This is a genomic window from Streptomyces sp. NPDC047014 (assembly GCF_040644195.1).
Classification (GTDB): Bacteria; Actinomycetota; Actinomycetes; order Streptomycetales; family Streptomycetaceae; genus Streptomyces.
On record NZ_JBEYVX010000020.1, the window covers coordinates 65619 to 80970 of the forward strand.

At 74.8% G+C, this 15352-nt stretch carries 12 protein-coding genes; 5 read left to right on the top strand and 7 right to left on the bottom strand.

Going from position 1 to position 15352, the window contains the following annotated elements; translation table 11 throughout:
- The 4 genes from ABZ873_RS14745 to ABZ873_RS14760 all read right to left on the bottom strand — a co-directional run bounded on the left by ABZ873_RS14745 (position 1) and on the right by ABZ873_RS14760 (position 8150).
- A complete protein-coding gene (locus ABZ873_RS14745) occupies positions 1–1896 on the bottom strand; it encodes a non-ribosomal peptide synthetase (protein ID WP_360870579.1) in 1896 nt (631 codons plus the stop codon).
- Positions 1896–5057 (bottom strand): amino acid adenylation domain-containing protein, encoded by a 3162-nt coding sequence (locus ABZ873_RS14750; protein ID WP_360870582.1) that lies wholly within the window; start codon positions 5055–5057, stop codon positions 1896–1898. The genes ABZ873_RS14745 and ABZ873_RS14750 overlap by 1 nt, the downstream gene beginning before the upstream one ends.
- A 288-nt stretch (positions 5058–5345) precedes the next feature.
- Positions 5346–6677, bottom strand: coding sequence for a condensation domain-containing protein (locus ABZ873_RS14755; protein ID WP_360870585.1), 1332 nt, complete (start codon positions 6675–6677; stop codon positions 5346–5348).
- Between the two features lie 105 nt (positions 6678–6782).
- Positions 6783–8150: an MFS transporter gene (locus ABZ873_RS14760; RefSeq protein WP_360870588.1), complete on the bottom strand. Its 1368-nt coding sequence runs from the start codon at positions 8148–8150 to the stop codon at positions 6783–6785.
- 503 nt (positions 8151–8653) lie between these two features.
- Between ABZ873_RS14760 and ABZ873_RS14765 the strand changes: the two genes are divergently transcribed.
- From ABZ873_RS14765 to ABZ873_RS14780, 4 genes are all read left to right on the top strand, one after another.
- Positions 8654–9580 carry a hypothetical protein gene (locus tag ABZ873_RS14765; protein ID WP_360870591.1) on the top strand — a complete coding sequence of 309 codons (927 nt, stop codon included), beginning with the start codon at positions 8654–8656 and terminating at the stop codon, positions 9578–9580.
- A gap of 48 nt (positions 9581–9628) precedes the next feature.
- Entirely contained in the window at positions 9629–10672 is a 1044-nt protein-coding gene (locus ABZ873_RS14770) for an aldo/keto reductase (RefSeq protein WP_360870667.1), read from the top strand.
- 376 nt (positions 10673–11048) lie between these two features.
- Entirely contained in the window at positions 11049–11297 is a 249-nt protein-coding gene (locus ABZ873_RS14775) for a hypothetical protein (protein ID WP_360870594.1), read from the top strand.
- A gap of 53 nt (positions 11298–11350) precedes the next feature.
- On the top strand, positions 11351–12415 hold the full coding sequence (locus ABZ873_RS14780; protein ID WP_360870597.1) for a zeta toxin family protein: 1065 nt from the start codon (positions 11351–11353) through the stop codon (positions 12413–12415).
- Positions 12416–12431: 16 nt separating this feature from the next.
- Here the strand turns inward: ABZ873_RS14780 and ABZ873_RS14785 are convergent, their stop codons facing one another.
- From ABZ873_RS14785 to ABZ873_RS14795, 3 genes are all read right to left on the bottom strand, one after another.
- Positions 12432–13328 (bottom strand): hypothetical protein, encoded by an 897-nt coding sequence (locus ABZ873_RS14785; protein ID WP_360870600.1) that lies wholly within the window; start codon positions 13326–13328, stop codon positions 12432–12434.
- Between the two features lie 263 nt (positions 13329–13591).
- The gene (locus tag ABZ873_RS14790; protein ID WP_360870603.1) at positions 13592–14092 is read right to left on the bottom strand and encodes a hypothetical protein; all 501 of its coding nucleotides are present in this window, start codon (positions 14090–14092) and stop codon (positions 13592–13594) included.
- Between the two features lie 77 nt (positions 14093–14169).
- Positions 14170–14598 (bottom strand): DUF4279 domain-containing protein, encoded by a 429-nt coding sequence (locus tag ABZ873_RS14795; protein WP_360870606.1) that lies wholly within the window; start codon positions 14596–14598, stop codon positions 14170–14172.
- Positions 14599–14807: 209 nt separating this feature from the next.
- On the opposite strand from ABZ873_RS14795, the gene ABZ873_RS14800 reads away from it, so the two are divergent.
- Positions 14808–15350, top strand: coding sequence for an HPP family protein (locus ABZ873_RS14800; protein ID WP_360870610.1), 543 nt, complete (start codon positions 14808–14810; stop codon positions 15348–15350).
- The last annotated feature ends 2 nt before the right edge of the window (positions 15351–15352 follow it).

The following is a 15352-nucleotide window of genomic DNA, read 5'->3' on the forward strand; positions in this document are numbered from 1 at the left end:
TCAGGCTCCTTCCGGGCGCGGGGTCCGGCGCTGGTCGAGGAGGGCGGCGAAGGCACGCAGGTCGGTGCTGCGCAGCAGCTCGGGGGCGCGCAGGCGCACGCCGGTCTCGCGTTCGACGGTCTCCAGGAGGCGGGCGGCGATGATGGAGGTGCCGCCCGCGTCGCTGAACCGGTCGGTGAGGGCGGTCCCGGGCCGGCCGAGGAGATCGCGGACGGTGGTCAGTACGAGCCGTTCGGCGGCGGTGAGGGCACTGTCGTCCTCCGCGGCCGGGGCTGCCGCGGCGGCCGGTGCCTGGGCGGCGAGGGCGGGCCGGTCGACCTTGCCGTTGGCGTCGAGCGGGAACTCCTCGACGAGCCGTACGGCGGCGGGGACGGCCTGTTCGGGCAGCCAGGAGCGGACGGCGTCGAGCAGGTCGCCCGCTTCGGGCGTGGTGCCGTCGGCGGGGCGCACGTGGGCGACGAGGCGGCTGTGGCTGGCGCTGTCGCGCAGCACGGTGACGACGGCGGTGCGCACCCGAGGGTCCTGCTCGAAGGCGGCTTCGACCTCGGCCGGTTCGATGCGCACTCCGCTGATCTTCACCTGGTCGTCGAGGCGGCCGAGGAAGTCGAGGCTGCCGTCGGAGTGCATGCGGACGCGGTCGCCGGTGCGGTAGAGCCGGTCCCCGACGGGCAGGGCGGTTCCGGCCGGGGGCGCGGTGAAGCGGCGAGCGGTGAGTTCGGGGTCGAGGTAGCCGAGGGCCAGGCAGTGGCCGCCGATGCGCAGTTCGCCGTCCTGCCCACGGGGCACGGGGTGGCCCTCGGTGTCCGTGACGACGAGGGTCACGCCCGGCAGCGCCGTGCCGATGGGCGGCGGGGCCGGGTCGCCGGCGCGCGGGCCGGTGGCACGGAGGGTGTGGGCGGTGGCGAGGACGGTGGCTTCGGCGGGCCCGTAGGCGTTGTGGACGGTGGCGGTGACATCGGGGCCGGGGTGGCGGCGCATACGGTCGCCGCCGACGACGAGGTGACGCAGGCTCAGGCCCTGCGGCCAGGGCCGGTCCAGGAGCGGTTCGACGGTGGGGGTGGCGGCGACGGCGTGGGTGAGGCCGGCCTCGCGCCACCAGTCGGTGAGGACGTGGGAGTCCCAGCGGGTGTCGTCCGGGGCCGGGACCAGGGCGGCTCCGGAGGTCAGGCCGGCCCACAGTTCGAGCAGGTGCGGGTCGAAGGCCACGCCGATGAGGAGGGACTGGCGGTCGCCGGGGGCGAGTCCGGTCGCGGCCCGGTACCAGTCCAGGGCCACGGACAGCGAGGCTTCGGCGACGGCCACGGCCTTGGGGCGGCCGGTGGAGCCGGAGGTGAGGACGGCGTACAGGGCCCCCTCGGGCGCGCGGCGCGTACCGCGGGCGGAGTCGGTGAAGGCGGCCACGGCGGTGGCGGGGGCGTTGACCCCGTCGGTGGGCAGCGGAAGCGGGGTGTGCTGCCCGGTGCGGTACTCGGCGGGCAGGACGGCGGGGTCCCCGATGAGGCAGACCACATCGAGGTCTTCGGTGACGGCCTGGGTCCGGCGCTCGCCGGGCCGCGGCCCGAGCGGCAGGTAGACGGCGCCGGCCCGCGCGAGGGCGACGGCGGTCACCACGAGCGCGGCGGACCGGTCGAGGCAGACGCCGACCAGATCCCCGGCCCGGACCCGGTCCCCGAGGGCAGCGGCCAGCTCGGCGGCGGCCGTGTCGAGCTCCTGATAGCTCCAGACCCGGGCGCCGTCGGCCACGGCGGGAGCCTCCGGCGTCCGCCGGACCCACTCCTCGAACCGGGCGAGGACGCGGCTCGGTTCGGCGGCGGGCCCGTGGACGACGCTGAGCGCGGGGTCCGTGTCGAGAGAAGCGGCGGGCAGGACAGCGGTGGTCAGGGAGTGGGTGGTCATCACGACTCCGTGGTGTGGCTGGTGGTGGCGAGGGCTGCGGCCTGGTCGGCGAGTACCGGGTTGCGGAAGAGCACGCGGAGCGGCGGGCGGGTGCCCAGGCGGGGCTCCAGCCAGGCGGCCAGTTCCGCGGCCAGCAGGGAGTGGCCGCCGCTGTGGAAGAAGTGGGAGCGGGCGTCGAAGCGGCTGTGGCCGAGGACCTTGCTCCAGCCCTCGGTGAGCAGCGCCGTCATCGGGTCGGCCGGGACGGGCGCGGGGGCCGGGTCGTGGTCCGGGCCGTCGGCGGCGGGCTCCGCCGGGGCGGTGTCCTCGGGTGCCAGGCCGGCCGCCCGTCGGGAGAGCGCCGTACGGTCCGGCTTGCCCCCGGCCAGGGTCGGCATGCTCTCCAGCCGGGCCCACCGGGCGGGGACGAGGGGGCCGGGCAGCCGGCGGCTCAGCTCGGCGTGCAGCGTCTTCTCGTCGAACTCCGCGCCCTCGGGGCCGAGTTCGAGGAAGCCCACGAGCCGGGGGCCGCCCGCGTTCTCCCGGTCCAGGACGACGGCGCAGGACCGCCCGCCCAGCACCGCGGAGGCGGCGGCCTCGATCTCCTCCAGCTCGATGCGGTGGCCGCGCAGCTTGATCTGGTTGTCGCGACGGCCGAGGAAGTACAGCAGGCCGTCCAGACCGCGGTAGCCGAGGTCGCCGGTGAGGTAGACCCGCTCCCCGCCGAGGGCGTCGACGGTGACGAACCGTGCGGCCGTCACCTCCGCGTTGCCCGCGTAGCCCTCCGCGAGTCCGGGCCCGGCGATGGCCAGTTCACCGACCGCGCCCGGGGGCAGCGGGCGGTGGTGGGCGTCGAGGATGTGGATCCGCTCGCCCGGGAGCTCCGTACCGAGCGGGATCTCGGCGCCCTCGGTGAGGGCGTCGCGGGAGACCTCGTGGACGGTGGAGCTGATGGCCGCCTCGGTGACCCCGTACACGTTGAGCACGGTGGCGTCGGTGTCGGCCAGGACTCCGCGCAGGGCCTCCACGGGCAGCCGCTCGCCGCCGAGCACCAGGAGCCGCGGCGCCCAGGTCTCGTCGCGCAGGACGGGGCGCAGGTCCTCGCGGGTGGCGAGGAAGTAGCTGGTGGGCAGGTTGGCGACGGTGACCCGGGCGTCGGCCAGCAGTCCGGCGAGCTCGGCGCCGGTGGGGACCTCGTACTCGGGCAGCACCAGGCAGGCCCCGGCGTGCAGGGTGGGCAGCACCTCTTCCAGCGAGACGTCGAAGGAGGGCTGGGCGAACATCAGGACCCGGTCGGAGGTGGTGAGGCCGAAGCGCTCGGCGGTGGCCGTCATGTGGTGCACCAGTGCGGCGGGGCCCACGGCGACCGGCTTCGGTGTGCCGGTGGAGCCGGAGGTGTGGATGACGTACGCGGTCCCGGGGAGGACGGTGCCGGTGCGGGCGGCGGGCAGTTCCCCGGCGTCGATCCGGGCGGTCGGCAGCGTGCCGGGCAGGGCCGGGGTGCTGTCGCCGGTGAGGACCAGCGCGGGGGCCAGCCGCTCCAGCAACAGGCCGAGCCGGGCCGGCGGGTCGGCCGGGGACAGCGGGCAGTGCACGGCGCCGGTGCGCAGGCAGGCGAGGAGGGCGACGACGGAGTCGAGCCCACGGGGCAGGACCGCGGCCACTGGCATCCCGGGGGCCACTCCGGCGGCGCGCAGCCGCCGGGCCAGGGAGTCGACGCGCTCGTCGAGTTCGCCGTAGGTGAGGCGGCGGGCTCCGCACAGCACGGCCGGCAGGGAGCGGTGGTGGGCGGCGACGGGGTCCAGCGGGTCCCGGTCGGCGGGTACGGGCAGCGGCTCGGCGGCCGGTTCCACGGCGGCGGGCGCGAGGTCGGCCAGCGGGGTCTCCGGGCTGTCGAGGTAGGCGCGCAGCAGGTCGAGGAAGCGGCCGGAGAGCAGCCGGGCGATGTCCTCGCCGAAGAGGTCGGCGTCGTAGTCCCAGACGAGGGTCATGCCGGGCGCGCCGACGCGGGGGGTGACACCGCGCCGGTCGTCGGGGAGCAGGACCACGTCGAGGTCGAAGCGGGTGGTGCCGGTGTTGAAGCCCTCGAAGAGGGTGATGTCGAGGCCGGGCACGTCGATCTCGGGCAGGGGCGCGTCGTGGGCGCTGAACATGACGGAGAACAGCGGGTTGTCGGCGCCGGAGGTGTGCATGCCGAGCGCCCGGGTCAGCTCCTGGACGGGCACGTCCTGGTGGGGCAGGGCCCGGATCAGGGTGTCGGTGACCTCGTCCATGGTGTCCTGGGCGGGCAGTGCGGCGTCCAGGGCGAGGGGCAGCGCGATGGTGTTGACGAACATGCCCACCGCGTCCTCGTAGCCGAGGGGGCGGTTGCCGACGGCGGTGCCGATGACCATGCGGGAGCGGCCGCTGTGCCGGCGCAGCAGCTCGGCGAAGAGCCCGAGGAGCGTGCTGAACGGGGTGAGGCCGCGGTCGCGGGCGTGGCCGCGCAGGCGTTCGGCGAGGTCGGCGCCGATGGTCTGGCGCAGCTGTCCGCCGTGGTGCCGGCGGCGGGCGCCGGGGCGGGCCAGGCCCGGCAGCGGCAGGTCGTGCTGGAGGTCGCGCAGTGCGGTGCGCCAGAAGTCGAGGGAGGCGGGGGTGTACGCGGCTTCGGCGCGGGCCGTGATGTGGTCGGCGTAGGAGGAGGCGGAGGGCAGTTCCAGGGGCTCGCCGAGGACGTGGGCGCGGTAGACGCGGAAGACGTCGTCCAGCAGGATCGCGAAGGAGTGCCCGTCGTGGATGAGGTGGTGCTCGACGTGGATCAGCCGGTGGTGGCGGTCCGCGAGCCTGACGAGCGTCCAGCGGATGAGCGGCGCCTCGAAGGTGTCGAGCGGGGTCTCCGCCTCGGTGCGCAGCAGCCGGGCGAAGGCCGCCTCCGGGTCCTCCTCCGCGCCGAGGTCGACGGTGTGCAGCCGGGGCGCGCAGTGCGGTGCGACCCGCTGGGCCGGTACGGAGCCGGTGGCGGCGACGAGTTCGAGCCGCAGGCCGGGGTGGCGGGCCAGGGTGGCCGCGAGTCCGCGGCGCAGGGCTTCGGTGTCGAGGGTGCCCCACAGGTCGAGCGAGGCGGTGAAGTTGTACGCGCGGCTGCCGGGCTGCATCTGCTCGTGCAGCCAGACGATCTCCTGCGAGGAGGAGAGGGGAAGCATGGGCGATCCCTGAGGTTGTCGGGTCGGTGTGCGGTGCCGGTCACGGTCGTGTCCGGGCGCTCGTGCGGTCGGCTCCGCGGGTCGCGCGGTGCCGGGTACTGCGTGGGGGATGCCGTGGGGGGGGAGGTTCGGGGTGCGCGGCGGACGGCGTGGGTGGGCCGTGGGGGCCGGGCGGTACGGCGTACGGGGTGGGGGCGCGGGTATCGCGGAGGGCGCCGGGGGGCGGCGTGCGCCGGGGGCTCGTCGCGTGCCGGGGTCACCGCTGGGTGGGCGGTTCCGGCGGGCGGGTCACCGTACGGTGTGCTCCGCGGGGCGCAGGGCGTGGGTGAGGGCGTCGAAGGCGCGGTGGGCGGTCTCGTCGTCGAGCACGGCCCGGTCCCAGACCATCCGCAGGCGGATCTCGGCGCCTTGGGTGACGGAGACGGCGAAGGGGCCGCGGACGGGCCTGCCGTCGATGTGGACCTCGCGCCCTTCGGCGCCGGCCAGCCGCAGGGGCGGGCGGCGGCTGTCGTCGTCCACGGTGAGCAGTCCGTCGAGACCGCCGGTCCAGCCTGAGCCGGCGGCCCGTACGGCTTTCACGACGGCGTCGAAGGGTACGTCGGCCCGGTCGAGGTCGTCCCACCAGGCGTCGGCGGTGTCCTCGGGGCCGGGTCCGAAGCCGCTGCCGGGGGCGTCGGAGGTGAGGTCAGGGTCCGTGTCGGCCGGGAAGACGAGGGTGTTGAGGAAGCAGCCGATGACCGGCTCCGCGCCCGCGGGGCGGCCGCCCCAGGGGTAGCCGAGCGGGACCGTGCGGGCGGGCCCGTACAGCTCGCGGGCGGCGGAGCGGCAGGCGTCGAGCAGCCCGGGGAAGGAGACTCCGCCGTCGTGCGCGGGCAGGACGGCTTGCGCGGCACCGCTGGGCCGCGCGCCCTCGGGTACGGCTGCGGGGCGCGGCTGCGGGGCGTGGGTGTGCAGGGCGTGCAGGCGGCGCGCCCAGTAGGCGGCGGCCTCGGGGGTCTCCGCCCGTTCCTCGGCGGCGAGTTGGCGCAGGACGGCGTCCTCGTAGGCGGCGGCTTCGGTGGCGGACTCCTGCGGTGCGGGGGCGGCTCCGGGGGCCTGGGCCTCGTACTCCCCGTAGGCGGCGCCGAGTTCGTCGACGATGCGGGCGAGCGAGCGGCCGTCGCAGACGGCGTGGTCGAGGGCGACGGCGAGCAGGTCCTCGGCGCGCTGGGCGTCGTGGACGAGGAAGAGCCGCAGGGGCGGGCCCTGCGGGTCCCAGGCGGCCAGGGCGCGGCGCAGGGTGTCGGCGGGCCGCTCCCCCGGTAAGGGCTCCGGGTGGGTCAGGGGGATGTCCGGGGCGCCGACCCGCAGGACGGGGGTGCCGCGCAGGACGGTGGGCCGGGAGCGCAGGGCGGTGTGCCGGGCGGCGAGCGCACGGGCGGCCGCGCGCAGGCGGTCGGGGTCGACGGCGCCGTGGGGGAAGGCGAAGAACATGGGCACGACGTCGGGGCGCCCGGCCGGGTCCAGCGCGCGCACCAGCAGGAAGCGGCGCTGTGCTCCCGTGACGGGCAGCAGGGTGTCGGGCCCGTCGCCGGCGAGGCGCCGGTAGCGGGCCAGGTACTGGCTCGTGATGCTGGGCACGTGGTCCCCTTCGTGGTGGCCGCGGGCGCGTGCTCGCGTGCTCGCGCGGACGGTGTGGGTGGCGGGCGGGGGCGGGGTGCGCCCCGGTGCGCCGTACGGTGGTGGTCAGCCGGTGGAGGCGGGGGCGGGGCGTTCCCCGGCGTCCGTGTCGGCGTCCTTGCTCGCGGGGGTGTCGGTGGCGGTGGCGGTGCCCGTGTCGGTGGTGGTGTCGGTCTCGTCCGCCGGGGCGGGCAGGTCGCGCATCCGGCGCAGCGGGGAGAACAGCAGCGGCAGGGGGACGGCGAGGATGCCGACCGCGCACCAGACGAGCGCGGTGCGCGAGCCGTAGGACTGGGCGAGGGCTCCGCCGAGCAGCGCGCCGAGGGGCAGGGTGCCCCACATGAGGAAGCGCAGGGTGGCGTTCATCCGGCCGAGCAGGCGGGGCGGGCACATGCTCTGGCGGAAGCTGACCTGCGCGATGTTGTAGACGACGGCTCCGAAGGAGACGACGGCCGATCCGGCGGCGAAGAGGACCGCGCCGGTGGCACCGGCCCCGGACAGCGGCCACAGCAGCGCGAACGGGCCGGTGGCGAGGACGGACAGCAGGATCACGCGGGCCTGACCCAGGCGGGCGGCGAGGCGCCCGGCGCACAGGGCGCCGAGGAGTCCGCCGACGGCGGACGCGGAGAGGACGAGGCCGAGTCCGCCGGCCTCCAGCCCGACGACGCGGACGAGGTGCACGGTCTGTGTGGCCATCAGGACGGCCGTGCAGAAGTTGGCGAGTCCGGTGGTGAGGGCGATGACGCGCAGCAGCGGGTGGCCGAGGATGAAGCGGACGCCCTCGCCGATCTCCTTGCCCAGGGAGCCGCCGGGGGCGGGGGCCGGGGGCGCCGTCTCGGGCTGTGCGACGCGCTGGAGGAAGAGGGCGGAGAGCAGGTATCCGACGGCGTCGACGATGACGGCGAACTGCGCTCCGACGAGCTGCACCAGTCCGCCGCCGATGCCCGGGCCGGTGACCTGCGCGGTCGAACGGACCGTCTCCAGCGCGCCGTTGCCGGCCACGAGCTGTTCGCGGGGCAGGATCTGCGGCAGGTAGCTCTGGTGGGCGACGTCGAAGAACACGGTCGCCACGCCGGTGACGAGCGCGACGGCGTAGAGCTGCGCCATGGTCAGCGCCCCGGCGAGCGCGGCGAGGGGGATGCTCGCCATCGCCACGGCGCGCACCAGGTCCGCGCGGATCATCAGGGGCCGTTTGCGCATGCGGTCGGTGAGTGCGCCGGCGGGCAGCCCGACGAGCAGGAAGGCGGCGGTCTCCGCGGCGGTCAGCAGGCCCACCTGGAAGGCGGGCGCGTCGAGTTCGAGCACGGCCACGAGCGGCAGGGCCACCAGGGTCACCTGGGCACCGAGCTGTCCGGTGGCGGCTCCCGCGAGTAACAGTCGGAAGTCGCGCAGGCGCAGAGGGCCACCGGAGGCAGCTCGATTTGTGTCGGACATGTGAACGACCTTCACCGATCGGCCGATCAAGAGTCAAAGCAAACCTGTCATTTTCGGACGCGTTTTGCGGCAGGGCGGTCACGGGTCGGGAAATCTTTCGTACTACCCCGGGTATCACCGTGTGAATTCCCGCTGTTGGGGCGGGCGGGGCGCGAGGGTGGGGCCAAGGGGGGACCGGGGTCGGGACGGGAGCCGAGCGGCAGCCCTTACCGTGAGTAATCGCTTGCACCCTGGCCGAAAAGACGTATCCGCCGCCACCCCTCTCCGGAGGCCCTCATTCCGTCCGCTATGCGAACGGGAGGACGCAAAAAGAGGACGCCGCCTACGCTGGAAGGGCACTCGCAGACGGATCAGCGGAGGCTCCCCCCAGGAGCCCGCTCGGACGGGGTGAGGCCATGACGAGCACACGGAGCACAGCTCACGCCCGGCGGGCGGCAGGGGCGAGGCGAACCCCTCGCCCGCCCTCCCGCTTCCGTGCCGCCGCGACCGCGACCACGCTCGCCGTGGCCTCCGCCTGCCTGGTCTCCGGATACGCGGAACCGGCGCGGGCCGCCGCCCCCGCCTGCGAGACCGCGCCGTCGGACAGCTTCTGGCGGGCGCCCGTCGACACGCTGCCCGTACATCCGGACTCCGCCCGCTACGTCTCCTCGATCGGCTCCGACGCCCCGCTGCACCCGGACTTCGGCTCGGGGCTGGTGGACGGCCGGCCGATCGGCATCCCCGTCACCGTCTCGGACACGGCGGTGCCGGAGTCGCGGGTCACCTTCGACGTCCCCGAGGAGAGCGACCCCTCCGGATACCGCATCCCGTCCGGCGCCAGGATCGAGAACGGCCCGGCGAGCGACGGCGACCGGCACGTCGTCGTCTGGGACCGCGGCCCCTGCAAGTCCTACGAGCTGTACGACGCCGAGCCGCGCGGCGGGAACACCTGGCACGCGGGCAGCGGCGCCGTCTTCGACCTGCGGAGCAACGAGCTGCGCCCTGACGGGTGGACCTCGGCCGACGCCGCCGGGCTCGCCATCCTGCCCGGCCTGGTGCGGCACGACGAGGCGGCGTCCGGGCGCATCGACCACGCGATCCGCGTCACGGTGCCGCGCTCGGACCAGAGCTACGTATGGCCCGCACGGCACCAGGCCGGCGCGGCGGCGGACCCCTCGCTGCCGCCGATGGGCCTGCGGCTGCGGCTCAAGAGCTCCGTCAACACCTCGAAGCTGGAGCCGCAGGCCAAGGCGGTGGCCGACGCCCTCAAGACGTACGGCGCCATCGTCGCGGACAACGGGTCCGCGTGGTTCATCTCGGGCGAGGAGAACGCGGCCTGGGACAACGACCAGCTCGCCGCACTCAAGGGCTTCAAGGGATCCGACTTCGAGGCGGTCGACACCTCCGGCCTCGGCCGGTCCCCGGACTCGGGGGCGGTCGCGCCGCGTTGAGGGTTGCGCTGGAGTGCACTCCAACTCGTAGGGTCCGCCGGTATGACCATGCGATACAGATTCCTCGGCGGAACCGGCCTGGAAGTGAGTGTGCAGTGCCTCGGCACGATGATGTTCGGGGCCGTGGGGAACCCCGACCACGAGGACTGCGTACGGATCATCCACGCGGCCCTCGACGCCGGGATCAACTTCGTCGACACGGCGGACATGTACTCGGCGGGCGAGTCCGAGACCATCGTCGGCAAGGCGCTGCGCGGGAAGCGGCGCGAGGACGTGGTCCTCGCCACCAAGGGCCACTTCCCGATGGGCGAGGGCCGCAACCGCGGCGGCAACTCCCGCCGCTGGCTGACCCGCGCCGTGGAGGACAGCCTGACCCGGCTGGACACGGACGTGATCGACCTCTACCAGGTGCACCGCCCGGACCCGCACACGGACATCGAGGAAACCCTGGGTGTCCTGGGCGACCTGGTACGGGCCGGCAAGATCCGGGCCTTCGGCTGCTCCACCTTCCCCGCCGAGGAGATCGCCGAGGCGCACCACGTGTCCGAACGGCGCGGCCTGGCCCGCTTCCGGACCGAGCAGCCGCCGTACTCGATCCTGGCGCGCGGGGTGGAGAAGGACGTACTGCCGGTGGCCGCGCGGTACGGCATGGGGGTCCTGACCTGGAGCCCGCTCGCCTCGGGCTTCCTGAGCGGGCGGTACCGGGCGGGCCAGGAGGCCGACCTGAGCCGGGGCCGTGCGGCCCTCACACCGGCCCGCTTCGATCCGGCGATCCCGGGCAACGCGGCGAAGCTGGCGGCTGCCGGGCAACTGATCGAGGTGGCGGAGGAGTTCGGCTGCACCCTGCCGGAACTGGCGGTGGCCTTCCCGCTGGTGCACCCGGCGGTGACGTCGGTGATCATCGGCCCCCGCACGATGGACCAGCTGGACTCCCTGGTGAAGGGCGTCTCGGTGATCCCGGACGACACAACGCTGGACCGCATCGACGACATCGTCCCGCCGGGCACCAACCTCTACCACCCGGACGGCGCCTGGCGCCCGACTGCCCTGACGGACCCTGCCCGGCGCCGCCGTCCGCTGTCGGACCGCTGAGGGGGGGACGGCGTAGGCGCCGCCGGCAGAACAGCGGCTGGCGACCACCCGAAGGCGGGACACAACGGTCCTCCCCGACCCGGTGGTTGCAGACACAGGGTGGCGCGATCCGCGGAGGGCTCCGGCGGGTCGGCGGCGCGGCGGGTGCAGCCGCACCGCCCGCCGCCGATGGCACCAACGCCCAGGGCCAGTAGAGCGGGTCGCCGTGCCGGATCCGGTGCGCGGTCGGCCGCAGCCGTACGGCCGGAAGGAGGCGGCCGCCGCGCGCGGGGCACCGTACACCTGCCACCGCCGGCCGCAGAGCCAGAGGTGGCGGCCCAGCGCCAAGCATTGGCATGATCACCTCCGTGACCACGGAGACGAGAGGGCGGCAGTCATGACCGGCAACGCATCGCTGCGCGAGTACATCGACCGCTACGCGGCCGGCGAGATCCCCCGCGCCGAGGCCCTGGCGGCCATCGCCGGCTGGGACTTCGAAGAAGAGTGGTTCGACCCGGCCCACACCGCGCCGACCCACCAGGACAACACCCTCGCGGTCGTCGACCAGGCCCGCGGCCTCGGCAAGCTCACTCCCCAGGACATGGAGGAGATCCGGGAACGCCTCGCCCGGCGCGGCGGCGCCTGAGCCACCACCACCGCCGCCGCCACAACCACCACCGCCGAGAGGAGAACCCGCACGTGTCCGTGCCCGTGGCCGGGGAGTACGAACCGCTCTACCGCGAGCTCCAGCAACGCATGGGCCCCGGCGGGGACCTGTCCGTGGCCGGGGAGTTCGACACCAAGAACCGCCACCAGGCCAACGGCCTGTGGACCCCGCAGCGTGCCCTCCTGCACGACGCCCTCATCGACCGTTTCAAGAGCCAGTGCCAGGGCAAGCCGCGCGACGGCCACGCCGTCCTCTTCACCGGCGGAGCCCCCGGCTCGGGCAAGGGCAGGGCCCAGCGCGGCCTGTCGCAGTGGCAGGCGCAGGACTCCGCGCTCGGCGAGCAGCTGCGCGCCGTGCACGGGGTCGATCTCGACGACTACGTCGTCCTGGACCCGGACGAGTTCAAGATCGCCCTCTTCGAACAGGGCGGCGCCCCGCAGCTGCCGCCGGCCCTGGAACGCCTCTCCGACGGCCGCCCCCTCTCCCCCTCCGAGAAGGCGTCCCTGGTCCACCGGGAGTCGGGCCACATCCAGGACGTCGTCGAACGCTGGGCCCGCGCCGAGGGCTACAACCTCCTGTACGACCAGTCGCTACGCGCCCTCGGCTGGACCTCGAACCTCCTGGGCGACCTCCGCCAGGAGGGCTACGACAAACGCGTCCTGCTGTCGGTCGAGGTCCCCGAGGACCAGTGCCTCGCACAGAACGCGGAGCGCTGGCTGGCCGGCCGCAAGGAGTTCGACGCGGGCCGCGACTGGTACGGCGGCCGTATGGCCCCCGAGGGCTTCATCCACTCCCTGTACGCGGACAGCACCACGGGCCGCGGCTACTCGGTAGGCCGCGAGAACGCCGAAAAACTGGCCACCCAGGGCCTGGCCACCGCCCTGATCACCACAGACCGGGGCACCTTCCCCCCTCCCCCGGCCCCCACGCCCACCGCCTACCAACAGGCGGACGCCACGATCCGCATCACGCGCGGCGCCGAATTCCTCCCCGGCGTAAACCTCAACCGCTCCACCCTCCCCCGCCCCACGACCCCTTCCTCCACCCCACCACCCCCGTCCCCCACCCCCACCCGCACCCCCGGCGTCGGCCTCTGACTCTGACCCGGACCGCCTAAAGACCGGCCCGTTCGAGCAACCACTCGGCCTGCGGTCGCGTGAGGGTCGGCGGCTCGGGCGGGCGCGGCGGACAGGCGTGCTCGTCCCGGCGGAACGAGAGGAACCACGCCTCTACCGGGCTCGTGGCTTCCAGCCCGGCCGCGAGCCGGTCGCGCAGCTCCGGCAGGGTGTCGGACCGGCCCGCCACCTCGTTGCGTACGAACAGGTCCGAATCCTCCGCCAGCAGGTCCCGCAGATCGGCGGGCAGGTCCGGGTGAGCGGCGACGGCCTGACGTACGTCTGCGTCCGGGTCGGTGGCGAGAGCGTACGTCGGGGCACTGTGACGGACGGCGCCGGCCCGGGTCTCGGGATCGGCCAGCAGTCCGGAAAGGAGGTCGGCCGGCGGGACAAAGGTGCGGGCGCTGAGGCGGCGGATGCCCGCGTCGGCATCCGTCAGGAGCATCCGGCGTACCTCGTCCGGCAGTTCACGCCAGCGCGGAACGACGGCCTCGCGCACGCGGGTCTCCGGGTCGGCCGCCAATCGGGCCAGGAGATCTGCGGGCAGGTTGGCGTTCAGCGCGAGAAACCACCGCACCGACTCGTCCGGATCCGCCGCCAGACGGGCCAGCAGGCCCGCCGGCTCGTCCTTGACGCCTGCGGCGATCGCGCACCGGATCACCGGCTCGGGATGCTCCGCGAGCCGGGCCCTGGTCCGCCAGTGAACGGACCCGTTCGCGGCGAGAGACCGGGTGGCGCCCAACCGCATGATCTCCTCGATCTGGTCCTCGGTCAGGTCCCGGCGCATCAACGCGACCTGCCGACGGGCCACCGGGTGCCGGATCAGACGCCGCACCAGGTCGGCGGGGAGGTCCTTCTGGACTGCCAGGGCTTTGAGTTCGTCATCAAGGTCCATGGAACGCAGGCCAGGGGCGCCCCGTAAACGATCCCTGGACGCCTCAGGCACAGTCCGTGGCGGCGCGGCCCCTCAGCGGGTCGGTGAGCACGGCGGTGAGGCCGGACGCGCGGGCGGTGACGAAGACGGTCACCCCGTCCGGGTCGGGTGGGGCCGCGAGATCGTGCGGGATCTTGTACGGGGCCAGGTCCCGGCCCCGCGTTGCCGCCGCGAGCCGGGTGATCGGGTGGCCGACCAGGGTTCGCCGGGCGAGGTGCTGGAGCTCAGCGCCGTCTCGGCAGGGCAGGGCGGCCGTGATCCGGTGGGCGGTCGCGATGGGGGGTCGGGTGCGGTTCGTCTCCCGTGCGGAGCGGGCCGGCCGCGTGCGCGAGGCCGCCGGAGACGAGCTCCGCGAGCAGGCCGGCGGGGACCACGGCCGGGTCCGGCTCGTAGAGGTAGTGGCCCAGCGGTCGTGGCGTGGGCGCCGGCAGTCCGGGTCCGGTGAGCGAGTTGCCGCCGGGCAGCAGCGTTGCCCTGCGCAGCGGCTCCGCCGGCGGAGGGCGCGGGGCGCCGCCCGCGCCGAAGAACCAGAGCACCGCCTCCTGAGCCTCCCCCTCGTACGAGATCCACTCGGCTTCCGCGGCCCGCGCGGCGAGCTCGGGCACGGTCTCGTACGGGAACTCCGGCGCGAGCCGGACCCAGCCCTGGCCGGTGGTGCGGGCCCGATCCAGAGCCCGGGCCAGCGGCGGGTGGCAGGGCCCGGGGCCGCACGGTCCGGCCCTCAAGCCGTGAGCAGCGCCCGGAACGTGTCAAGATCCGCCCGCGCTTCGAACCAGGCGCGGCGGTCCGGCCGTACCCCCGCTCAGTCCGAGAGGTCGTACTCGTCGACGTCCAGGACGGCTCCCGTCGCGGCCAGGAAGTCCACGGTCTCGCGGTCCAGGCTCCAGCCGAAGAGGCCCGGGGCAGGGTCAGGGCTCCTGAAGTAGCGGACGATCTGCAGGACCGCGGCCGGCCCTCCCCCGTCCTCCTCGTCCAGGCGGCGCGCGAGGTCGGCCACACGGGGCATGTGGGGGCGGAGGCGGGCCATGACATGGGCGATCTGTTCGTCCACGCGGAGATCCGGGGCCCGGCAGGCGATCTTCCAGGCGTGGCAGACCGGTACGGCCGGCTCCGCGCGGCGGGTGCCGCGGGCGGTGGTCTCGTCGGGCTCCAGGCCCAGGACCGCCGTCATCTGCTGGGCGGTGGTGCGCTCGCTGCGCAGCGCGAAGTAGACGTACTGGTCGATGATCATGTCAGCGCAGGCTACCCGCGGCCGTGCCGCTGCTCCCCCGGGCCGGGCGACCTGCTCGCAGCGGGCTTGCGCGGGCCGTATAGGGTCGTAACGGACGTTCGCGGCTTACCCACGGCCCGTCGTCGCCCGTCTCGGCAATGATCTGCCCGGCGCACCCCGTCCTGTCCTGCCCCGGCCCGCCACGGCCGCCCGTACCTGAAACGCGATACATGAGCCTCGACACGGCGCTGCGCCCCGAGTCACCGACCGTCCCCTCCCCGGTACCCGTCGCCCCCGCCCCGCCCGCGCGCCCCACGCCCGGCGCCGCGCTGCACAGCATCGCCGCCGCGACCTCCGTGCTGCTGGCGCTCGTCGCGATCGGGGCCATGATCCACGAGCCCGTGCTGATACCGCCGCTGGCCGCAAGCGCCGCGCTCGTGCACAGTGCCCCGGCGCTGCCGCTCGCGCAGCCGCGCAGCGTCGTCATCGGCCACCTCATCGGCTGTGCCGTCGGCTACGCCGTGCTCGCCGCGGCCGGCAGCAGCGGCTGGGCGGCGGCCGTCGCCGCCGGGCTCACGCTCGCCGTCAACATGGCCGCCCGTACGCCGCACTCCCCCGCCGTGGCCACCGCCGTGATCGTCGTCCTCCAGACGCCCACCCCGGAGCGGTTCGTTCCGCTGCTGTTCGGTTCGACCGTGCTGCTGGTCCTGACCGGCTACGCCGCCTCCCGCGTCCGGCGCAAGGCCCCGAGGTACCCCCTGTACTGGTGGTGACC

What these genes read in the sequence shown, in the direction of transcription:
- ABZ873_RS14760 (WP_360870588.1), bottom strand. Translation starts at nt 8,150, where the DNA reads ATGTCCGACACAAATCGAGCTGCCTCCGGTGGCCCTCTGCGCCTGCGC.
- ABZ873_RS14750 (WP_360870582.1), bottom strand. Translation starts at nt 5,057, where the DNA reads ATGCTTCCCCTCTCCTCCTCGCAGGAGATCGTCTGGCTGCACGAGCAG.
- ABZ873_RS14775 (WP_360870594.1), top strand. Translation starts at nt 11,049, where the DNA reads ATGACCGGCAACGCATCGCTGCGCGAGTACATCGACCGCTACGCGGCC.
- ABZ873_RS14795 (WP_360870606.1), bottom strand. Translation starts at nt 14,598, where the DNA reads ATGATCATCGACCAGTACGTCTACTTCGCGCTGCGCAGCGAGCGCACC.
- ABZ873_RS14745 (WP_360870579.1), bottom strand. Translation starts at nt 1,896, where the DNA reads ATGACCACCCACTCCCTGACCACCGCTGTCCTGCCCGCCGCTTCTCTC.
- ABZ873_RS14770 (WP_360870667.1), top strand. Translation starts at nt 9,629, where the DNA reads ATGCGATACAGATTCCTCGGCGGAACCGGCCTGGAAGTGAGTGTGCAG.
- ABZ873_RS14800 (WP_360870610.1), top strand. Translation starts at nt 14,808, where the DNA reads ATGAGCCTCGACACGGCGCTGCGCCCCGAGTCACCGACCGTCCCCTCC.
- ABZ873_RS14785 (WP_360870600.1), bottom strand. Translation starts at nt 13,328, where the DNA reads ATGGACCTTGATGACGAACTCAAAGCCCTGGCAGTCCAGAAGGACCTC.